Raw genomic sequence first — 21,003 nt, 5'->3', positions numbered from 1 at the left:
AGGAATTTCTCATTCCCTCAAAACCGAACGAAACAGAAGCGCGTTTTGCTTTGAATAACGACTGATGTCTAGCTCCAGCGCCTGGCTCTCTTCTGCCAAATAACCCTTCCCCCTCGGGGTGCAAGCACCCCTGCGGGTGAAGAACATTTGGCTTCGAGAGCCGAACGCGGCGCTTCCGCTTTTCTCTCTGTCTAGCTTCGGCTCGCAGCCGCTCGGGGTCAAATAACCTTCGCCTTCGGGATTGTAAATCCCTCCAGGCGAAGAACATTTGCCCATCGCGGCGAAACGCTCGCCTCCGCTTTTCATCCTTAGAAAGGAGGTGATCCAGCCGCACCTTCCGGTACGGCTACCTTGTTACGACTTCACCCCAATCACTTGCCCCACCTTCGGCGGCTGGCTCCCTTGCGGGTTGCCTCACCGACTTCGGGTGTTGCAAACTCTCGTGGTGTGACGGGCGGTGTGTACAAGGCCCGGGAACGTATTCACCGCGGCATGCTGATCCGCGATTACTAGCGATTCCGGCTTCATGCAGGCGAGTTGCAGCCTGCAATCCGAACTGAGAGCGGCTTTTTGGGATTCGCTCCCCCTCGCGGGTTCGCAGCCCTTTGTACCGCCCATTGTAGCACGTGTGTAGCCCAGGTCATAAGGGGCATGATGATTTGACGTCATCCCCACCTTCCTCCGACTTGTCGCCGGCAGTCCCTCTAGAGTGCCCAACTGAATGCTGGCAACTAGAGGCGAGGGTTGCGCTCGTTGCGGGACTTAACCCAACATCTCACGACACGAGCTGACGACAACCATGCACCACCTGTCACCCTGTCCCCCCGAAGGGGGAACGCCCAATCTCTTGGGTTGTCAGGGGATGTCAAGACCTGGTAAGGTTCTTCGCGTTGCTTCGAATTAAACCACATGCTCCACCGCTTGTGCGGGCCCCCGTCAATTCCTTTGAGTTTCAGCCTTGCGGCCGTACTCCCCAGGCGGAGTGCTTATCGCGTTAGCTGCAGCACTAAAGGGTGTGACCCCTCTAACACTTAGCACTCATCGTTTACGGCGTGGACTACCAGGGTATCTAATCCTGTTTGCTCCCCACGCTTTCGCGCCTCAGCGTCAGTTGCAGGCCAGAGAGCCGCCTTCGCCACTGGTGTTCCTCCACATCTCTACGCATTTCACCGCTACACGTGGAATTCCGCTCTCCTCTCCTGCACTCAAGTCCCCCAGTTTCCAATGACCCTCCACGGTTGAGCCGTGGGCTTTCACATCAGACTTAAGGAACCGCCTGCGCGCGCTTTACGCCCAATAATTCCGGACAACGCTCGCCCCCTACGTATTACCGCGGCTGCTGGCACGTAGTTAGCCGGGGCTTCCTCGTGAGGTACCGTCACCGCGCCGCCCTCTTCGAACGGCGCTCCTTCGTCCCTCACAACAGAGCTTTACGACCCGAAGGCCTTCTTCGCTCACGCGGCGTCGCTCCGTCAGGCTTTCGCCCATTGCGGAAGATTCCCTACTGCTGCCTCCCGTAGGAGTCTGGGCCGTGTCTCAGTCCCAGTGTGGCCGGTCACCCTCTCAGGCCGGCTACGCATCGTCGCCTTGGTGAGCCGTTACCTCACCAACTAGCTAATGCGCCGCGGGCCCATCCGCAAGTGACAGCCAAAGGCCGCCTTTCAACCAAAGACCATGCGGTCTTCGGTGTTATCCGGTATTAGCTCCGGTTTCCCGGAGTTATCCCGGTCTTGCGGGCAGGTTGCCCACGTGTTACTCACCCGTCCGCCGCTGACCAAACCAGAGCAAGCTCCGATTTGGTCCGCTCGACTTGCATGTATTAGGCACGCCGCCAGCGTTCGTCCTGAGCCAGGATCAAACTCTCCAAAAGAAAGTTGATTGGCTTTTGCTTTGGCCAATGCGGCCTCAGCTTTTCGAATTGTCTAGCTTCGGCCGCTATCGGCTTGCGACGCTTCGTGTCCCGCTGCGGCGGGCTAAGCCCGCTCGCGGGCCTCTCAGCGCGTTTCGCCGATAGGCAAGCGGCCTTAGCTTTTCGAATTGTCTAGCTTCGGTCCGCCGCCGCTTGGGATCAAATAACCTTCCCCCTCGGTGTGCAAGCACCCCTACGGGTGAAGAACATTTGCCCGTCGCGATCGCCAGGATGGCGATATTTCGCCGTTGCCCGCAGGACGCGGGCTGCTGTTAGGCGAAATACCGGACCTCCGCTTTTCGTTGCGCTTCGTTTCGTTCAGTTTTCAAGGAACGAAATAATCCTATGGACTCTTCATGGAGCGGGTGATGGGAATCGAACCCACGACATCAGCTTGGAAGGCTGAGGTTTTACCACTAAACTACACCCGCATAATTTTTGATGAAACACCCATCACAATCTTTCATGCCCCTTCCTCTGCCAGCCGATTCAAAGAAGCTGGATGCGTCGGGGCAACTCGAAGCATATTCGGCGAAGTGAAGGCTCGTGGCTGAGGTTTTACCACTAAACTACACCCGCATAATATTTAGTTTAACAAAATCGGGAAGACAGGATTTGAACCTGCGACCCCATGGTCCCAAACCATGTGCTCTACCAAGCTGAGCTACTTCCCGATGATGGCGCGCTCGAGAGGATTCGAACCCCTAACCTTCTGATCCGTAGTCAGATGCTCTATCCAATTGAGCTACGAGCGCAATAGATTATTGCACCAAAGAGACGGATTATATTTTAGCAACTCACTGTGTTGCTGTCAATAGTTTATCTAAAAAATGCGGTCGAGAGGACTTGAACCTCCACGGGGTCGCCCCCACTAGGCCCTCAACCTAGCGCGTCTGCCATTCCGCCACGACCGCATATTGACTAATCAGTGCGGGTGGAGGGACTTGAACCCCCACGCCGTGAGGCGCCAGATCCTAAGTCTGGTGCGTCTGCCAATTCCGCCACACCCGCTAATATGGTGAGCCATGGAGGACTCGAACCTCCGACCCTCTGATTAAAAGTCAGATGCTCTACCTACTGAGCTAATGGCTCATGGTTGGGTATACACTCACAGTGAACGATGTCCCTTCCTCTACTAGCATATTCGAAGATGCAGGATGCGTCGGGACAACTCGAAGCAAATCCGAAGATGCTTTGCTCGTTGCTCTACCTACTGAGCTAATGGCTCATGGTTAGGATAACACTCTAGGTACTACCTAACTCTACCTGCCTCTTCCTCTCCCAGCTGTTTCACAGATGCCTAGTGCGTCGGGGCAACTCGCAGCGAACTCGAAGATGTAGCGCTCGTTACTGAGCTAATGACTCATGTATTTAACACATAAAAATGGCTGGGCCAGCTGGATTCGAACCAGCGCATCACGGAGTCAAAGTCCGTTGCCTTACCGCTTGGCTATGGCCCAGCGATTTAGTGCAATGGCGGTCCCGACGGGACTCGAACCCGCGATCTCCTGCGTGACAGGCAGGCATGTTAACCACTACACTACGGGACCACAAATCGCGGGGATCACCCCGCGCTATTCAGTGACCCGTACGGGATTCGAACCCGTGTTACCGCCGTGAAAGGGCGGTGTCTTAACCACTTGACCAACGGGCCACGCATATACGTATTGGAGTGGCGGAGAAGGCGGGATTTGAACCCGCGCGCCGTAAAGCCACGACCTAACGGTTTAGCAAACCGTCCCCTTCAGCCACTTGGGTACTTCTCCAAAGAAATGGCTCCGCAAGTAGGATTCGAACCTACGACCTACCGGTTAACAGCCGGTTGCTCTACCGCTAAGCTATTGCGGAATGATGAAAAAATTATATGTCATGCATATCTTTACGATGTGCTCGTTGCCTCTTCCTCTGCCAGCTAATTCAAGGAAGCGAGATGCGTCGAGGCAACTCGCAGCCAATTCGAAGATGTGAGGCTCGTCGCTGAGCTATTGCGGAATGATGTTTGACAATCGACATTGTTTATTATATTGAGCAACTTGTCGTTTGTCAATACGTTTTCCCGCAACTTCCTCTGCTGTTTTCCGCCGTTTAGCGACGGCTTTTATAATTTAGCACACGATCATCCTGATTGTCAACCTTTTTTCGCAAAATGTTTTGTTTGATTATGGGCGTTGACTGGACATTATAGTTTAACAATTCTTGACGAAAAGGTAGCTTGTCTATTTTCTCGACTGACGAACACCAAGGCGTGACGGAAGACCGAACAACCACCCGCTTCACAGACCCATGCATGGGTCTGCAAGCGGCGTTGTTCAGTCGCCCGACAGTCGATCAAATGCTGGAGCTATGTAAAAACTGCAAATGTTAAAGTTTCAAATTGCATCTACTCTGAAAATACGTGAGCTTCAAAATGTGTAAAACCGTAATATTCGACATAGAGATATTTTCATCCTTCCGATGGCAACCAAATTTTTCTGTCATGGGAGTCTAGGATCGTTTGAGCTTGCTTCGGCAGCGGCCGCAAACATAACGGTCTATGTTGATCCGTCTTTTGCGGCGGTAGGTGAGGCCGCATGACGTGCAAATGTATGTGTAGATCGTTTTCGGCGCTTTTGTATTTCGAGCAAGCGGACGACAATAGCGAGGCGCCCCCACTTTTTGCAGCAGTTCGCGGAAGTCGCGATCGCGGTGGCGGTAGCCTTTTCCCTCAAGGTGCAAGTGGTAATGGCAAAGCTCGTGTTTGATGATGGCGATCAATTCTTCCTCGCCGAACTGCTCGTAATGTTTTTTATTGAGCTCAATGTTGTGCGTTTGCAACATGTAGCGCCCGCCGGTGGTGCGCAAACGAGGGTTGAAGAAAGCGGTATGGCGGAACGGCTTGCCGAACACGCGAATGGAAATTTGTTCGACAAGGGCTTGCAGCTGCTTTTGGTCCATGGCGGGTCTCTCCTTCATCTTTTGGCACAGGACAATTCACCATTACATACACATATATTACCTTTCCACTGTCAGGGAGGTGACTGATTTTGCCTACATGGCTGAAAAATCAGATGAGACGAGCCTACTATGAGAAAAACCGTGAGCAAATTAAACTGTTGAACCAATGCTGGTTTTTTTATCGGAGAAAACACTGCTCCTAAGGCAGTGCTTTCTCCATTTCACTCTTTCGGCGGCACCATCGACAGCGATATTCTTCCCTTCGCCACATCGACATGCTCGACCCATACTTTGACGACGTCGCCGACCGAAACGACATCGAGCGGATGGCGCACGTATTGTTTGCTTAGTTTGGAAATGTGCACGAGCCCGTCCTGTTTGACCCCAATGTCGACAAAGGCGCCGAAGTCAACGACGTTGCGCACGGTTCCTTCCAGCTCCATGCCTGGCTTCAAATCTTCCATCTTCAACACATCTTTGCGTAATAGCGGCTTGGGCAGCTCGTCGCGCGGGTCGCGCTCTGGGCGGCACAACGCGTCAATGATGTCGCAGAGCGTCAGTTCTCCGATGCCGAGCTCGGCAGCCACCGTCTCGACCTCGATGGCTTGCAGCGCCTGGCGCAGTTCATCACTGCCAATGGCGGCGGTCGTAAATCCTAACTTACGCAACAGTTGCTTCACTTCCGCGTACCGCTCGGGGTGAATCGGCGTGCGGTCAAGCGGTTCGTCGCCATCAATGATGCGCAAAAAACCGATGCACTGCTCGTACGTTTTCGCTCCGAGCCGAGGAATCGTTTTCAACTCTTCGCGGTTGCGGAATTTCCCTTGCTCTTCGCGACGCTTGACGATGTTTTCTGCAACGGTTTTCGTGAGCCCGGACACGTACTGAAGCAGGGAGACGGAGGCAGTGTTGACGTTGACACCGACTTGATTGACGACCGTCTCGACGACGAAACGAAGCGACTCGGCAAGCTTTTTTTGCGACACATCGTGCTGGTATTGGCCGACGCCGACCGATTTTGGATCGATTTTGACAAGCTCGGCGAGTGGGTCTTGGACGCGGCGGGCGATCGAGACGGCGCTCCGCTCTTCAACTTGCAGGCCGGGAAACTCAGCGCGTGCAAGGTCGGAAGCAGAGTAGACGCTCGCTCCTGCTTCATTGACAATCAAATAAAAGATATCGCGTTGCACATGCTTCAGCGTGTCGGCGACAAACTGTTCGGTTTCCCGAGATGCTGTTCCGTTGCCAATCGCGATCATATCAACGTGATAGTCATCAAGCAGGCGAAGAAGTTTCGCGCGCGCCTCTTCTTTTCGCTCTTGCGGCGGATGCGGATAGATCACATCAATGCGAAGCAGTTTCCCCGTTTCGTCGACAACGGCGAGCTTGCACCCAGTCCGATAGGCTGGGTCGATGCCGAGCACCGTTTTTCCTTTGAGCGGCGGCTGGAGAAGCAGTTTGCGCAAGTTTTCAGCGAAAATATGGATGGCCCGCTCCTCCGCTTTCTCCGTCAACTCGTTGCGGATGTCGCGTTCAATGGCAGGCTCCATCAGCCGCTTGTATCCGTCCTCGATCGCTTCTGCCACGATGGGAGCGGCCGGGGACGATTCATCAGCGACTGTTTTTCGCCGCAAATAGCGAATGATGTCCTCAACAGGCGCCTTGATCGAGACGCGCAGCACCTCTTCCTTTTCACCACGGTTTAACGCCAACACGCGGTGCGGAACGATTTTAGCGAGGGGCTCCTCGTAGTCGTAGTACATTTCGTACACACTCTTTTCGTCCTTTTCCGGCGCTTTGGCAACCGAAGCAATCGTTCCTTTCCGCCGCGTCTCGTCGCGCACCCATTGACGAAGAGCAGCGTCATCTGCCACTTTTTCGGCGATGATATCTTTCGCACCTTGAAGCGCCTCTTCAACGGTTGCGACTCCTTTATCTTCGTTGACGAACATTTCGGCCTGTTGTTCCGGAGTTGGGGCCGGTGGACACGAAAGGAGCCATTCGGCAAGGGGTTCAAGCCCTCTCTCTTTTGCGATGGTTGCTTTCGTGCGCCGCTTTTGCCGATATGGGCGGTATAAATCTTCGACTTGTTGCAACTTCGTGGCCTCAAGAATGTCGCGCTTTAACTCTTCCGTCAACTTCCCTTGCTCATCAATGAGGCGAATCACTTCCTCTTTCCGTTGCTCTAAATGCTGCAAATACTCCCATCTCTCCAGTACTTCACGAATTTGCACTTCATCGAGCGCCCCAGTCATTTCTTTCCGGTAGCGGGCGATAAACGGGATCGTGTTTCCTTCTCGATGGAGCGCAATGACGTTTTCGACTTGCTTCGCTGCCAGCTGCTGCTCGGCGGCAATGACTTCAATGAGCCGCTGTTCGTTAGCCAAGCGATTCCCTCCTTAATGACATGGAAAATAAAAAAGCGCTACCTGTACGCAGCTGCTTTGTGAAACAGTATACATAGATGAAAATGGAAGGACAGATCGTTCCGGGAAGACCGATCTGCCCGTCTCACCAACGTGAACACTCGATAATCAAGACCGATGCCGCACGTCAACGCCGCTTTCCCCATCCGCTCGGCCGCCCGTTGGCAACCGAAAACGCCGTTTCTCCTGTTCGCTGTTATGCCAAAAGCAAAGGTTTTTCGCTCTATCAAAAGTCGATCAGTCCTAAGCTAATTTGCAGCGCCTCATCGACTTTATCCATCATTTCATCGTCCAAATGAGTGATTTTATCGGTCAGCCGTTGCTTGTCGATCGTGCGAATTTGCTCAAGCAAAATGACCGAATCGCGTTCAAACCCGTAGCGTTTCGCGTCAATCTCGACATGCGTCGGCAGCTTCGCTTTTTGGATTTGCGCCGTAATCGCCGCGACAATCACCGTCGGGCTAAAACGATTGCCGATATCGTTTTGGATCACCAACACGGGGCGCACGCCGCCCTGCTCCGAGCCAACAACCGGGGAAAGGTCCGCAAAATACACGTCGCCACGTTTGACAATCAAAGCATTACCCCCCGCTAACTAAGCGTTCAACGGTGTGGTCGGCCTCGTATTCAGCATGAAACGCTTCAGAAGCGATAGATAAATTGATTTTCGCCATTTCCATGTAGCCTCGTCTCATCGCCTCGCGAATTTGCCGTTTCTTCCGCTCGCGAATGTACATTTTCGTCGCTTGATAAATGAGTTCATTGCGGTTGCCGTTTTCCTGCTTTACGAGCACGTCCAGTTCTGTCAGCAGCGACTGCGGCAAACGAACGACGATTTCCGTTGTTGCGCCAGATTCCGACACAAATATACACCTCCACGAACTGCAGCCATTGATTGCTTCCACTTCATGATACCATTAAACAACGGCGCTGCAAAGTCATTTCTCCATTTTCTATCCTTTGTCTTCCGAAGCAGATTATGCATCGCTTCATCCGCGGCCAACGGCGTTTCTCACTTCCATTATACGCTTATTTCGGAAAAAAATACGGGGCACCCGGTAGCTGATCGTGCACGGCACTTCATAATTGATTGTGCCCAAATGGCGGGCGACATCATCGATGGAAATGACTTCGTCCCCTTGGCGGCCAATTAATGTCACCTTCGTCCCGACAGGCAGCGGCTCCGGCAGGCGGATCATGCATTGGTCCATGCAGATACGGCCGACGATCGGCGCCCGCTGCCCGCCAACAAGCACATGAAAGTGCTGCAACCTTCGCAACCAGCCGTCCGCATAACCGATTGGAATCGTGCCGATCCACTCTTCCGTCTGCGCGGTGTACGTCGCACCGTAGCTCACCTTTTCGCCTGGTTGCAGTTTTTTGACGTGTACAAGGCGGCTATGGAGCGAAAACGCCTCTTTCAATTCGTATGGGAGGAGCGGCTTGATGTCCGGCGATGGGGCGAGCCCGTACATCGAAATGCCAAAGCGAACCATGTTGAACGCTCGATCGGAAAAACGAAGGGCCGCCGCGCTGTTGGCGCAATGAACGAGCGGCGGCCGCGACGGCAGCCAGTCAAGCATATGCAAAAAGCGGGCGTATTGATAAGAAAAGTAATCCGTATTCACTTCATCAGCGGTCGCAAAATGCGTATACACTCCTTCAAGCACAAAGGGCGGATGGCGATCGATCAAGGCCGCTATTCGCTTTGTCTCCTCTTCGTCTTTCACCCCAAGCCGTCCCATTCCCGTGTCCATCTTTAAATGGAAATGAATCGGGGTCGAACCGTTATACAGCGATGACGCCTTCTCGAGCCAATCAGAGCGAAACACGGTTAAGGCGATGCGGTGTTCGGCGGCCAACGCCACATCCTCGGGACGAGACGCCCCAAGCACTAAAATCGGGGCATCGATGCCTTTTTTTCGTAAGGCAAGCGCCTCGTCCAAAAAGGCGACGGCCAAGCGGGAAGCGCCCGCTTCGAGCGCCGTTGCCGCCACTTGGGCATCGCCGTGCCCGTAGGCGTTCGCCTTGACAACGGCCATAATTTGCGTACCCTCCGGCAAAAAGCGGCGCAAATTCGCGACGTTGTCGTAAATGGCGTCCAAATCAATTTCCACCCACGTATCGCGGTGAAACTCGTCCATCCTCTCTCGCTGCCTTTCTAGTCATAGCCAGTTTGAAAGCGCTTGAATCGATTGGATTCCTTTTTTAGTTTACCATGTTCCTAGGGAAGAAGGAATAGGATGAGCGGCGGAAAAATGAGAAAAACGGCGGAAAACATTGGAGATCGCAACGATTCGTCCACTGGCCTGCCTTCACTGCTTCTGCACAAAAACAAAAAGCAGCTTCTCCGCTTCAACGCGGAGAGCCGCCCGTTTGCAAATCCGCACTGTCATTTTGCCGCTTTTTCTTGCACGGAGCTGGCGACCATCACCATTTCTTCCGGCGTCAAATCGTCCGAGGCGAGCGTAAACTCCGCCCCATTGTACCACCATGTCAACGTTCGGTCGGTGAGGGCGCCAATGGTGAATCCTAAATCAACCGGGTCGCCGTTGACAAGAACTGGCATGCTTGTCGCTGGAAGCACATCCGCTTTTTCTTGCACGAGCGTAAACGATTTTTTGCCGCCAAATGTCATAATGACGCGCGTGCCGTTTTCACCTTTCACTTCTTTTTCCTCAAGCGCTTGAACCCCTTTCGGAAGCTGACTCGGGTACATGACGGCCATCACTTGCTCTTTTCCTTCGGCCATCGTTGGCACCTCAAGACGGGCGCCAGTCATGTTTTTCTTTGTATCAAACGCGTCATCATCAAACTTTTTGTTAAACTCGACGTTGGAAAATTCGACCGTCAACAGCGCTTTCCGGTCCGTATCCATCACTTTGACCGAGACGGGCGCCAAATCTTTTTTGCGCAGTGTAATCTCTTGGGTTGGAACGACTTCGCTGTTCGGGTAGTTCGTTTTCGTCTCAAACACATAGTAATCGTCCGTCGCCTTAAACTTCGCCTTCGAATCGCTCAAAATGTCTTTGACGAGCGATTCGTACAAATACGCTTGGCTGCTGTTTTTCGGCCAATCGCTCACAAACTTGAAGGTTTTGTTGAGCGCCGGCGTGAAGACGAACACCCCTTCGTCATTGCGCAAAATCATTTGGCTTTGTCCTTTGTCGGCGTTTTTCAAGCTGACGCGGTAGTAGGACGGCTGCTTGTGCCACACTTCAACATGATACACTTGCGGCTTTTCCCCGGTGCGGAACGTCATTTTCGCCTCAGCCTGATAACCCGTCATCTCATCGACCTTTTCATCAAGCGCCTTCAGCACCTCTTCCTGCGATTTCGACCCGCAGCCAGCCAAAGCAAACAGAAAAATGATGCCGACCAACGCCATCAGCACGTTTCTGCCCATCGCTTCAACCCCTTTGCCTCATATATCGATTTCTACCCATGCACTACAATATATGAGACAACTTTCGGGAATATGCAGACTAGCCATGGCAAGCATCAGCCGGCGTCATCGGTCCAAGGCGCTCAATGACGACTTGGGCGACGGCGTAATCGCGGCTATGGGAAATGGACAGATGAACCGTCTCGCCATCGCGGCGGGCAGCAATGCTCGGCTTTCCGTGCTCATCGGAAACGATCTCGATGTCTTGAAACGATAGATGCCGCCCGATCCCCGTTCCGAGCGCTTTGGCGTACGCTTCTTTAGCCGCAAATCGCCCAGCGAGAAACTCTGCCTGTCTTGCGGGCGGCAACTCGCCAAACTGCGCTTTTTCACGCGGCGTCAAAATTCGCTCTGGAAATTTGCGGCTCCGCTCAAGAAGGGAGCGGATCCGTTCCAACTCTACAATATCAATGCCAATGCCGACGATCACTGCTTCCTCACCTATCCTATCCGCCCTGATGGTCCGACAAATTTTTTATGAGAGACCCGCATAAGATGGCTTATAAAAAACGCCCCATTTCCGCGAAGAAGGGAGACCAACCCGTGTTTCAACATGCAAGCGATGTCCGCTCATTTGTCCGCCTTTATCCCGTCGTTGCCGCCTTATTATTGGTCCATATCGCCGCATGGCTGTTGTTTTCTCTTCCCTTGACAGCGCTTGAACCCATTTGGCAATACGCCGTCGGGACGAACGGCGCGATCCGCCATGGAGAGTACTGGCGGCTTGTCAGCCCAATCGTGCTGCATCGCGATTTCCACCATATGGCCGTCAACAGTTTGTCCTTATGGCTGTTTGGCCCCTGGCTGGAGCACGCACTTGGGAAAAGAAAGTTTTTGTTTCTGTATATCGGAGGCGGAATCGGCGCCAATGTCGCCACTTTATTCCTTCTGCCGCCGCTGTACACCCATGTCGGGGCGTCGGGCGCCATTTTCGCCTTGTTTGGCATGTACAGCTACCTCGCCCTATTCCGCCGCGACTTAGTCGCCCCCCGCCACGCCCAGTTGCTGCTTTCGGTCATGGCGGTTCATTTGCTGCTTGGCATCATGACACCAGATGGGAATTTATTGGCCCATCTATTTGGCTTCGCCGTCGGCGGCCTGCTTGCCCCCTTTTTGTCCATCCGCCCCAAGCGGCCGTCGTTTTACATGCCTCGGCTATGAAAAAACGGCGCTTAATGCGCCGTAATCCGCCGTTTCTTCGTCCGGCTGCGGGCTGAGCCGTCCGGGCGGCCGCCCCGTTTTTTCTCCCGCTTGACCGCTAAAGGCGGCTCTTCCGTCAATTGCACCGGCGTCGTATCCGGCTCGCGCGTCAACATTTTCAAGCAGGCAGCGACAATCGTTACCGAATCGTGCTCTTCAAGCAATTCTTCCGCTGCCCGTTTGTAAAATGACAGGTTTTCGGTCTCCACGACGTTGAGAAGCTTTTCGATAGCGATACGCTGTTGGCCTTCGAGCGCCTCATCAAGTGTCGGCGGCTTCATCCGCTCCATTTTCCGCTTCGTCGTCCGCTCAATATGGTGAAGCTGGCCGATCTCCCTTGGAGTGACAAACGTCATCGCCACCCCTGTCTTGCCGGCGCGCCCGGTGCGCCCAATCCGGTGGACATAGCTTTCCGGGTCTTGCGGAATATCAAAGTTGTACACGTGCGTTACGCCGGAAATATCCAAGCCGCGCGCCGCAACATCCGTCGCCACTAAAATTTCAATCGCACCTTCCTTAAACTTGCGCAGCACCGACAGCCGTTTCGCTTGGCTTAAATCACCGTGAATGCCTTCCGCTGCATAGCCTCGCAAGTTGAGCGCCTCCGCCAGCTCATCGACACGACGCTTCGTGCGGCCGAACACGATCGCGAGCTCCGGCGCCTGAATATCAAGAAGCCGCGTCAAAATGTCAAATTTCTTTTTCTCGTGCACTTCTAAGTAGTACTGTTGAATGTTCGGCACGGTCATTTCCTTTGCCTTCACTTTGACAAGTTCCGGCTCGTTCATGAAGCGCTCGGCAATGCGGCGAATCGGATCCGGCATCGTCGCCGAGAACAGCAACGTCTGCCGCTCGGCCGGCACATGGCTTAAAATCGCCTCAATATCTTCGATAAAGCCCATATTGAGCATTTCATCCGCCTCATCGAGAACGACCGTATGCACATGCTCAAGGCGGAGCGTCCCGCGGTTGATATGGTCGATAATACGGCCCGGCGTCCCGACGATCACGTGCGGATGTTTTTTCAAAGCACGGATTTGCCGCTCGATATCTTGACCGCCGTAAATCGGCAAAACGCGCACGCGCTTGACGGCGCCGATTTTGTACAGCTCTTCTGATACTTGGATGGCGAGCTCACGCGTCGGCGCGACCACAAGCGCCTGAATGGCGCCGTTTTTCACATCCACTTTTTCTACGATCGGAATGCCAAACGCCGCCGTTTTCCCCGTTCCGGTTTGCGCTTGACCGATTACGTCTTTATTTTGCAGACTGAGCGGAATCGTCTTTGCTTGAATCGGAGTCGTCTCTTCAAACCCCATCCGCTCGATCGCTTTCATCACTTCTTGGCTTAATCCTAATTCTTGAAATGTCGTCAATGTTATTCAAACTCCTTATAAAAAATCGTCCCTTTATCCGAGAGAAAGGTTTGACAGTTATCATACCATGTTATGCGGTGATTTGCAATGATGGGCATGGGCAGCGCGCAAAAATGTTTCCACCTCAGCAAACAGAACGTGCCGATCGATGCTATGACAAACATGATGGAACGAATTGGGCAAAAGCAACAGCTTTTTTTCCGCCGATCCAATCTGCTCATATCAACAGCCGATCATCATTTCCACCCCCGCCCGAATGAGAAGCGGCGCCTGTGACGCCGCTTTTAGTTTCTCTCGGGTTGCTTGATGTTACACCCAATATCGAAGCAACTCTTCCAATTTCATGCCGCGCGATGCTTTCAATAAAACAATGTCATCCGAAGTCGCGACGGAACGCACAGCCTCGGCCAACGCTGCTTTATCGTCAAACTCCCTCACCCGTCCATCATCAAAAAATGGGGCGGCCGCCGCGGCGATATGGTGCGCCAGCGGCCCGTAAGTGAACACATAGTCCACCATTCCCGGCCGCAACACCTCCCCGATCTCTCGATGAAACGCCACCTCTTCGTCGCCAAGCTCCAGCATATCGCCCAATACGGCGATTTTTTGCCGATAACCGCTCAATTCTTGAAGAAGCATCAAGGCGGCGCGCATCGATGTCGGGCTAGCATTGTAGGCGTCATTAATGACGGTAAAGCCATATTTCGTCTTGACGACTTCCGTACGCATGCGCGTCACTTGCAGGCGGGAGAGAGACGCATCAATGCCTTCCCAATCGATGCCGAAAAAGCGGGCGACCGCAATGGCGGCGAGCGCGTTGTATACATGATGTTTGCCTAATACCGGCATAAACAGCGTCCGGCCGGGGAGCGCATTGATGACAAACGATGTTCCTCCCGCTTCAATGCGCACATCGGTCGGATAGTAATCGTTCTGTTCGCCCGCCCCGAACGTCACGACATGGCGGGGAAGCGGCAGCTTCGGCACGCGCTCCGTCAAGAGCGGCTCATCGCCATGGTAGACGAATAAACCATCATGGTGCAAACCCGCCAAAATTTCCAACTTCGCCTTGGCGATGCCTTCCCGCGACCCGAGCTCTTGCAGGTGCGACTCCCCAATATTCGTAATCACAGCCGCGTCCGGCTTGGCGATCATCGTCAACCGCTCGATTTCGCCAAACCCGCTCATCCCCATTTCGACAACGGCCATCTCCGTCCCTTCGTCAAGCGAAAGAAGCGTCAGCGGCACGCCGATGTGATTGTTCAAGTTCCCTTCGGTCTTTTGCACTCGATAGTGGGTTGAAAGCAGCGCGGCAATCATATCTTTCGTCGTCGTTTTGCCGTTGCTGCCAGTGACGCCGATCACCTTCAGTCCAAGCTGCTCGCGGTAGCGGGCGGCGAGCCGCTGCAATGCCAAAAGCGTATCATCCACAACGACCACTGGCACACCTTCCGGCGGCGTTCCTTCCCTTTCCGCCCAGAGTACGGCGGCAGCTCCTTTTTGCGCCGCTTCTTGCACGAAATCGTGGCCGTTAAAGGTCGCACCGCGCAACGGAACGTACAAGTTGCCGGCTTGGATCGTCCTTGTGTCGGTTGACACACCGCTTACGACCATATTCTCCCATTCCGGCTTTAAACACTGTCCGTCAGCCATTTCGGCGATTTGCCGCACTGTCCGTTTGATCATCGGCTCTCACCTCTTTTCTTTTTTGAACGTGTACGTGATCGTCTGCTTTTCTTGATGTCGTTCCAATGCGAGCGCGATAAGCCGTTCAATCAGCTCCGGGTACGGCACACCGCTGTGCTGCCAAAGAAGCGGGAACATGCTGTATGGCGTAAAGCCTGGCATCGTGTTCACTTCGTTGATATAAACAGCGCCATCTTCGGCGAGGAAAAAATCGACGCGCGCAAGTCCAGACAAATCCAGCGCCTGAAACGCCGTAATGGCCATTTGTTTGATCGTCTCATACTGTTCTTTCGTTACGTCCGCTGGGATGATCAATTCGGTTTGCCCGTCTTCGTATTTCGCTTCATAGTCGTAAAATTCCTTTTTGGGAACAATTTCGCCAACGACCGAACAAATCGGCTCATCATTTCCGATCACGCCGATTTCAATTTCGCGGCCGACAATCGCCTCTTCAATAATAATTTTTCGGTCATACTTAAATGCCTCGATAAATGCGGCTTTTAAATCGCCGCGCTGCTTGCATTTGGAAATGCCGACGCTCGAACCGGCGTTGGCTGGCTTGACAAAGCACGGGTAGCCAAGCTCTCGTTCGATCCGGTCATACACCGTCTCGCCGCTTTTTTGCCAATCGTACTTCGTCACGGCGATATATTTTGCTTGGCGCAACCCGGCCTGCGCAAACAAGTTTTTCATCATCACCTTATCCATGCCGACCGCGGAAGCAAGCACCCCGTTGCCGACATACGGAATGTTCAATATCTCAAGCAACCCTTGCACCGTTCCGTCTTCGCCGTTCGGCCCATGCAAAAGCGGGAAAATGACATCGATCGTTTCCTCGTTTCCTCCCGCAGCCGAATCGGCAGCCGGAACTTGGTTCAAGGAAACCGGAATCAAGGCGGTCGCCGCCGAAGTGAATTGCAGCTGCTTGATTTCCTCGATCGGTCCGGTCAGTTGTTCGCCCTTGATCCATTGACCTTCCGGTGTAATATAAATCGGAATGACATCGAATTTATGAGGATCAATGGCGTTCATCACCGCCATCGCCGTCGACAACGATACTTGGTGCTCCGGTGATTTGCCGCCGTATAACACGCCAACTCTCGTTTTCATCATCGTTCCTCCTCTTTCCTTGGCCATCGTTCCTATTGTAACACGTTTCGCGCCCAACGGTCTGATATTTTATATGTACGATGCAGGTTGTTTCGCCACCCCCCCATAAGCGATAAGGAACAAAAAAGTGAGGGTGTCTAAAAAGGTGGTTCTTCTTTCAACAAAGCACAACATATCGTTTTCCAGCATTTGTTTTACACGTATATACAGGAATAAGAAAAGGTGCCCCGACCGTTTTGGGACACCTTCTGTCGCTACGGATGCAACACGCGCCAAGCCATGCGTTGCGGCATGGCCGCTACCACTTCGGCGAGCGCTTCTTGCCCCGTTTTTTCCACGCCGGCAAAATAATCAGACACACGGCGGAAAAACCGGTTTTTCTCCACATCATCCATCAACAAGCGAAGCATGTGCTGCTCGCCGCTTTCTGGCCCGACCAAATGATAAATGAGACCATTTTGCTGTAAATATTGCAAATTGATGCGCTCCTGCCCAGGCAAGCAATCGATCGTAAAAATCGGAATGCGCTTATGAAGCAACTCGCTGACCGTCACCCCGCCTGGTTTCGTAATGACGGCATCCGCCTCTTCATACAGCCGATTCATCTCTTCCGGGTCAGCGATGTATGGAAGCGGCCGGATATGAGGCAGCTGCCAGCTGGCGATTTCCTCGTACAGCTGGCGATTGGCGCCGCACAGCACCGAATAGCGGAACAACGTTGACGTGCGGGCCGCCCGCAAAAACGCCAGCATATTGCCAAGCCCTTGGTTTCCACCGGCGACAAGCACATGAGCAGGCTGCCGCTTGCGTCTCGCTTCCGACCGATTCATAAACACATCGTGCACTGGGATGCCAGTGACGATGATGCGTCCTTTGTCAACCCCGTACTTCGTGATCAGCTCCCATTTCGCCTCTTGATGGGGAACAAAATGATAGTCAATAAACCGTTTCCCCCAGATGCTGTTCATAAAAAAGTCGGTGTAGACATTGACAACTGGAACCGTCAGCACCCGTTTTCGCTTCAGCCGCTGCAAAATGCGCGACGGAAACGAATGGGTGCAGACGATTAAATCCGGCTGTTCTTCTTCCACCATCTTTTTCATTTTGCTTTCAAAATAAGGCAGCCATGGCTCAAACGAAATGAACTCAAACCGGGGCGGCTCTTGGTACATCAGCCTTTTGTACACACGGTGGTACGAAGCAGGATGCGAGCGAATCCAGCGCAAGTAGGCCTCTGACACCATTTTTTCCATCAGTTCATTGCAATAGCTCAAAAAATCGATCTTTTTGCTTTCGACCGCCGGAAACTGGCGGCGCAAAAAATCCATCAACGTATCGGCTACTTTATGGTGTCCCGTATTCATTTGAAACAGCGGCAAAAACAATACTTTCATCATCGATCGCACCCTTTAGCTTTCGAAAGATTTTTTGCGCCTCCGCTGCCCAACCCATGCCGCAAGCAAAAAAAGCAAAAACAACGCCAAACCGGCAAGAGGAAAAGAAATCAGGGGGATATGGATGCGCTGGCCGAGCCAAAGCCCCGCCGCGGTCAACGGAACGGCCCAACCTGCCGTTCCAAGCGCCGACAGCAACAAAAACGGCCCGAACGGAAACCGGCTCACTCCCGCCATATACGGGCAAATTTGCCGCACCCCGGGAGCATAGCAGCCGAATAAAATCCCCCATTTGCCATAGCGGCCAAACCATCGGCGAGCCCGCTCCCAACGTTCAGCCGTAATTCCGACGCACTTGCCGTACTTTTGCACAAACGGCGCCCCCCACCACCGGCCGGCGCCGTATGCCGTCACCATGCCGGCCATCGCCCCGCCCCAGCATGAAGCGAGCGACGGTCCAAGCAGCAACTGCTCCTTGGCAACCATCACGCCGACCAAAAAGAGCAAGCTTTCCTCCGGCGCCGGAATGCCGACAATGCCGCAAAACAAAAAGAAAAACAGCATCACATATCCATATGACTGGACATACGGCAACCATACGCTTGTATCCATAGCTCCCCCACTACATCGCCGAGATTTGTGTATTAGTTTGCACATTTCTCAGTTCCGTAATCGTCACCCAACGCATCTTTTTCGCTGCTTCATCCTTAAACAGCAACTCGAGCGCTGACAACATTTGCTCTGGCGCGCGTTTGTCAGCACCTAACGCATCCCCATTGTCATGAAGCACAATCACCGCCCCGCCGCGTATGGACGAACGCAAGCGGCGGAACAATTCCATTGTACCAATTTTTTCGTTCCAATCGCCAAGAATATGCGACCATAACACCGTTGTATACCGCTTTTGCACGATCGGCGTCCAAGCGTTAAAATGCCCCCACGGCGGGCGGTAATACACCGGGCGTTGGCCCGTCGCCCGCTCAATCGCCGCGGCGGCGCGGCGCACCCCCCAATCCAACCAAAGCGGCGGCAACAGCCAATTGCTGATGTGGCGGTAATTATGAATCCCAATTTCATGGCCTTCTTCGGCCATCCGCCGCACAATATCCGGATAGCGCTCGACTTTGCGGCCGACAACGAAAAACGTCGCCTTCACGCCATATTTCTTTAATAAATCAAGCAACTTTGGCGTATAATACGGGTCGGGGCCGTCATCAAACGTCAGCGCCAGACAATCGGATGCCGTTCCCTCCCGAAACAAACGCACCCGCTTTTTGCGAATGATGATCGTCGGTACAATCCCATAAATGGCAATTCCCACAATGAAACAAACGAACAGCCAAGCCCACATGGCATTCACCTCTTGATTGTACTTTACCAATATTTCTTCTCTCTGAAAATAGAAAAATGAACTTTAATTTTGTTTTACATCCAGCCGATCGTTCGCCACGTTATATCAAAGTCGACTTGTATGGAGATAAAACAGAAACGAAAAATCGAAAATTCTTGATTGCAACTCATATATATTCGAGATCATCACGCTGTAGATGTTTTATCATATAACAAACAAATGAGAAATCGAACAGAAAATCATGAAAATTTCATGCAGACCGTCCAGTTTCCTTACTATACGAAAAGCGCCACCGCTCGGTTTCCTCCCGAAGCTCGGTGGAATTTGCTATAATACATAACGATACACGAGCGATTAAAAAAAGACAGGTGATCCGCATTGCGAAAAAAAATCATTTTAACCGGCGGCGGCACAGCCGGCCACGTGATGGTCAACGTCGCCCTCATCCCGAAATTGAAAGAGCTTGGATGGGATATCGTTTACATCGGATCTCATCAAGGGATTGAACGGGAGATTATCGGCCGCATCGACGGCGTCCCGTACTATTCGGTTTCGACCGGAAAACTGCGCCGCTATTTTGACTGGAAAAACTTTAAAGATCCATTCAACGTGCTGAAAGGCGTTTGGCAGGCGTACCGCCTGATCCAAAAAGAAAAACCGGACGTCGTCTTCTCAAAAGGAGGATTCGTCTCCGTTCCCGTCATTCTAGGCGCTTGGCTGAACGGTGTGCCGTCGGTGATCCATGAATCTGACTTAACCCCGGGGCTTGCAAACAAAATCGCCATGCCGTTTGCGACAAAAATCTGCCTCACCTTCCCGGAAACGAAGCAATACGTCAATGCCGATAAAGCCGTCTACGTCGGCGCCGTCGTCCGCGAAGAGTTGAAGGATGGCAACGCCGAACAAGGGAGGAAGATGTGCCAGTTCGACGGAAAAAAACCGGTCTTGCTGGCGATGGGCGGCAGCTTAGGCTCGAAAAAAATTAACGACGCCTTGCGCGCCAACCTATCGACGCTTCTTGTCGAATTTGACATCATCCACATTTGCGGCAAAGGGAACATCGACCCAAGCCTCACAGGCCAAAAAGGATACAAACAGTTCGAATACGTCAACGAAGAGCTGCCCCACCTACTGGCCTTAGCCGACATCGTCGTCTCCCGCGCCGGGGCGAACGCCATTTTCGAACTGCTCGCCTTGCGCAAGCCGATGCTGCTCATCCCGCTCTCGAAAGCGGCAAGCCGCGGCGACCAAATCCTAAACGCCCGTTCGTTTGAAAAAGCAGGCTATGCGGAAGTGCTGATGGAAGAGGACTTGACGAACGAATCGCTGCAAGCCGCCATTCACCGCCTATATGAAAACAAAGACCGCTACCGAAAAAACATGGAGAAAGCCGGCGCAAGCGATCCGCTGCAAACGCTGCTTGCAATCATTCAAGACACCGCCCGCCGGTAAAAACAGGCGATGTCCGATGCGGCCAACCACGGCCGTTTTTCGGCATCGCCTTGTTTTTTCCTCACACCGGCTCAAGCCGATCACAATTCATTTAAAATAAATAATAAGGTGTTTTCTGCAAAGAAAAAATACAGAGTTTCGCGACGAAAAGTGCAGAGAATTACAACTTGACATGGAGCCTCTGGGGGCGTGATTAAAAAGCCAGGAAGCCGGCAATATCAAGGGCTGGCTATGCCTAAAAAGGCTATCACGCCCCCCTCTCCATGTAAAGTTGGCCTAAGCCAAATTCTCTGCAGATATCTGCATTTTTATTTTGCAATAAACATAATAAGGCCGCACAGAAATAATGATGTCTTCTCGATAACTTGTCTATGCGATGGGGCTACACCTAAAGTGATTTGACTGTATTATAACTTATAGTACAGAATAAGAGCAAGAATCTTTTTCCCGAGTTCGACAGTCACTAGGCAAACAAAATGCCTCTCGCCCCTTGAGGCAAAAGGGACGAGAGACATTTGGGCACACTTTGGGCGTGTATCTAGGCGCGAGGATGGATGCCTAGGATCTTCGGAGGAGGCTCCAGCCCTAGAGCCGCAAGGAATAGCGCTTGTTTGGCCGTCAGTTCGGTTCGTTGATCAAGGTCGCCGTTTTTGGAAGAAAAATGTCCAAGCATGAGACGTTCGCATTCGTCTCTTACTTCCGGCCACGATTCATGAGAAG

At 52.9% G+C, this 21,003-nt stretch carries 16 protein-coding genes, 11 tRNA genes, 1 rRNA gene and 2 pseudogenes; 3 read left to right on the top strand and 27 right to left on the bottom strand.

Annotated features, from left to right (window positions below; all coding sequences use genetic code 11):
* Positions 1–312 precede the first annotated feature (312 nt).
* The 13 genes from GC56T3_RS01335 to GC56T3_RS01275 all read right to left on the bottom strand — a co-directional run bounded on the left by GC56T3_RS01335 (position 313) and on the right by GC56T3_RS01275 (position 4,843).
* Positions 313–1,870 (bottom strand): 16S ribosomal RNA (locus GC56T3_RS01335).
* 396 nt (positions 1,871–2,266) lie between these two features.
* A tRNA-Gly gene (locus GC56T3_RS01330) sits at positions 2,267–2,340 on the bottom strand.
* Between the two features lie 169 nt (positions 2,341–2,509).
* Positions 2,510–2,583 (bottom strand) — tRNA-Pro (locus GC56T3_RS01325).
* Between the two features lie 4 nt (positions 2,584–2,587).
* Positions 2,588–2,664, bottom strand: a tRNA-Arg gene (locus GC56T3_RS01320).
* A gap of 76 nt (positions 2,665–2,740) precedes the next feature.
* A tRNA-Leu gene (locus tag GC56T3_RS01315) sits at positions 2,741–2,823 on the bottom strand.
* A 15-nt stretch (positions 2,824–2,838) separates the two neighbouring features.
* Positions 2,839–2,920, bottom strand: a tRNA-Leu gene (locus GC56T3_RS01310).
* Positions 2,921–2,925: 5 nt separating this feature from the next.
* A tRNA-Lys gene (locus GC56T3_RS01305) sits at positions 2,926–3,001 on the bottom strand.
* A 293-nt stretch (positions 3,002–3,294) separates the two neighbouring features.
* Positions 3,295–3,369: transfer RNA gene (locus GC56T3_RS01300), tRNA-Gln, on the bottom strand.
* A gap of 14 nt (positions 3,370–3,383) precedes the next feature.
* Positions 3,384–3,459, bottom strand: a tRNA-Asp gene (locus GC56T3_RS01295).
* 32 nt (positions 3,460–3,491) lie between these two features.
* A tRNA-Glu gene (locus GC56T3_RS01290) sits at positions 3,492–3,563 on the bottom strand.
* A 19-nt stretch (positions 3,564–3,582) separates the two neighbouring features.
* A tRNA-Ser gene (locus GC56T3_RS01285) sits at positions 3,583–3,675 on the bottom strand.
* Positions 3,676–3,682: 7 nt separating this feature from the next.
* Positions 3,683–3,757 (bottom strand) — tRNA-Asn (locus GC56T3_RS01280).
* 636 nt (positions 3,758–4,393) lie between these two features.
* Positions 4,394–4,843 carry a SprT family protein gene (locus tag GC56T3_RS01275; protein ID WP_013144047.1) on the bottom strand — a complete coding sequence of 150 codons (450 nt, stop codon included), beginning with the start codon at positions 4,841–4,843 and terminating at the stop codon, positions 4,394–4,396.
* A gap of 89 nt (positions 4,844–4,932) precedes the next feature.
* Between GC56T3_RS01275 and cmpA the strand changes: the two genes are divergently transcribed.
* Positions 4,933–5,046, top strand: a complete 114-nt coding sequence (gene cmpA, locus GC56T3_RS19105; RefSeq protein WP_013144046.1) for a cortex morphogenetic protein CmpA — start codon at positions 4,933–4,935, stop codon at positions 5,044–5,046.
* Positions 5,047–5,064: 18 nt separating this feature from the next.
* On the opposite strand, the gene GC56T3_RS01270 is transcribed toward cmpA, so the two are convergent.
* The 6 genes from GC56T3_RS01270 to acpS form a co-directional block, all read right to left on the bottom strand.
* Positions 5,065–7,230, bottom strand: a complete 2,166-nt coding sequence (locus GC56T3_RS01270; RefSeq protein ID WP_013144045.1) for a Tex family protein — start codon at positions 7,228–7,230, stop codon at positions 5,065–5,067.
* Positions 7,231–7,495: 265 nt separating this feature from the next.
* Positions 7,496–7,846 carry a type II toxin-antitoxin system endoribonuclease NdoA gene (ndoA, locus tag GC56T3_RS01265; RefSeq protein WP_003253417.1) on the bottom strand — a complete coding sequence of 117 codons (351 nt, stop codon included), beginning with the start codon at positions 7,844–7,846 and terminating at the stop codon, positions 7,496–7,498.
* A gap of 4 nt (positions 7,847–7,850) precedes the next feature.
* Positions 7,851–8,132 carry a CopG family ribbon-helix-helix protein gene (locus GC56T3_RS01260; RefSeq protein ID WP_013144044.1) on the bottom strand — a complete coding sequence of 94 codons (282 nt, stop codon included), beginning with the start codon at positions 8,130–8,132 and terminating at the stop codon, positions 7,851–7,853.
* Positions 8,133–8,258: 126 nt separating this feature from the next.
* Entirely contained in the window at positions 8,259–9,413 is a 1,155-nt protein-coding gene (gene alr / locus GC56T3_RS01255) for an alanine racemase (RefSeq protein WP_013144043.1), read from the bottom strand.
* A gap of 248 nt (positions 9,414–9,661) precedes the next feature.
* On the bottom strand, positions 9,662–10,675 hold the full coding sequence (locus GC56T3_RS01250) for an outer membrane lipoprotein carrier protein LolA (protein WP_013144042.1): 1,014 nt from the start codon (positions 10,673–10,675) through the stop codon (positions 9,662–9,664).
* 79 nt (positions 10,676–10,754) lie between these two features.
* Positions 10,755–11,144: a holo-ACP synthase gene (gene acpS, locus GC56T3_RS01245; RefSeq protein ID WP_011229738.1), complete on the bottom strand. Its 390-nt coding sequence runs from the start codon at positions 11,142–11,144 to the stop codon at positions 10,755–10,757.
* Between the two features lie 113 nt (positions 11,145–11,257).
* Here acpS and GC56T3_RS01240 point away from each other — a divergent pair, with 113 nt between their 5' ends.
* Complete coding sequence (locus GC56T3_RS01240; protein WP_011229737.1) at positions 11,258–11,875, top strand: rhomboid family intramembrane serine protease; 618 nt, start codon at positions 11,258–11,260, stop codon at positions 11,873–11,875.
* An 11-nt stretch (positions 11,876–11,886) separates the two neighbouring features.
* Here GC56T3_RS01240 and GC56T3_RS01235 read toward each other — a convergent pair whose 3' ends face one another.
* The 7 genes and pseudogenes from GC56T3_RS01235 to GC56T3_RS01205 all read right to left on the bottom strand — a co-directional run bounded on the left by GC56T3_RS01235 (position 11,887) and on the right by GC56T3_RS01205 (position 18,831).
* Positions 11,887–13,290: a DEAD/DEAH box helicase gene (locus GC56T3_RS01235; RefSeq protein WP_013144041.1), complete on the bottom strand. Its 1,404-nt coding sequence runs from the start codon at positions 13,288–13,290 to the stop codon at positions 11,887–11,889.
* Positions 13,291–13,350: 60 nt separating this feature from the next.
* Positions 13,351–13,512, bottom strand: a pseudogene (locus GC56T3_RS19815) (carboxylesterase); the annotation flags it as partial.
* A gap of 87 nt (positions 13,513–13,599) precedes the next feature.
* Positions 13,600–14,976, bottom strand: a complete 1,377-nt coding sequence (gene murF / locus GC56T3_RS01225) for a UDP-N-acetylmuramoyl-tripeptide--D-alanyl-D-alanine ligase (RefSeq protein WP_013144040.1) — start codon at positions 14,974–14,976, stop codon at positions 13,600–13,602.
* Positions 14,977–14,982: 6 nt separating this feature from the next.
* On the bottom strand, positions 14,983–16,086 hold the full coding sequence (locus GC56T3_RS01220; protein WP_013144039.1) for a D-alanine--D-alanine ligase: 1,104 nt from the start codon (positions 16,084–16,086) through the stop codon (positions 14,983–14,985).
* 254 nt (positions 16,087–16,340) lie between these two features.
* The gene (locus GC56T3_RS01215) at positions 16,341–17,483 is read right to left on the bottom strand and encodes a galactosyldiacylglycerol synthase (protein WP_013144038.1); all 1,143 of its coding nucleotides are present in this window, start codon (positions 17,481–17,483) and stop codon (positions 16,341–16,343) included.
* Between the two features lie 12 nt (positions 17,484–17,495).
* Positions 17,496–18,092, bottom strand: a complete 597-nt coding sequence (locus GC56T3_RS01210) for a DedA family protein (protein WP_011229731.1) — start codon at positions 18,090–18,092, stop codon at positions 17,496–17,498.
* A 10-nt stretch (positions 18,093–18,102) separates the two neighbouring features.
* Positions 18,103–18,831, bottom strand: a complete 729-nt coding sequence (locus tag GC56T3_RS01205; RefSeq protein ID WP_013144037.1) for a polysaccharide deacetylase family protein — start codon at positions 18,829–18,831, stop codon at positions 18,103–18,105.
* Between the two features lie 378 nt (positions 18,832–19,209).
* On the opposite strand from GC56T3_RS01205, the gene GC56T3_RS01200 reads away from it, so the two are divergent.
* Positions 19,210–20,283 carry an undecaprenyldiphospho-muramoylpentapeptide beta-N-acetylglucosaminyltransferase gene (locus tag GC56T3_RS01200; protein ID WP_013144036.1) on the top strand — a complete coding sequence of 358 codons (1,074 nt, stop codon included), beginning with the start codon at positions 19,210–19,212 and terminating at the stop codon, positions 20,281–20,283.
* 538 nt (positions 20,284–20,821) lie between these two features.
* On the opposite strand, the pseudogene GC56T3_RS20250 reads toward GC56T3_RS01200, so the two are convergent.
* A pseudogene (locus GC56T3_RS20250) lies at positions 20,822–21,001 on the bottom strand (transposase); the annotation flags it as partial.
* Positions 21,002–21,003 lie beyond the last annotated feature (2 nt).

This window comes from Geobacillus sp. C56-T3, assembly GCF_000092445.1.
GTDB lineage: Bacteria > Bacillota > Bacilli > Bacillales > Anoxybacillaceae > Geobacillus > Geobacillus thermoleovorans.
The sequence above is the reverse complement of the archived record's forward strand: the minus strand, read 5'-3'. Positions and strand labels throughout refer to the sequence as shown.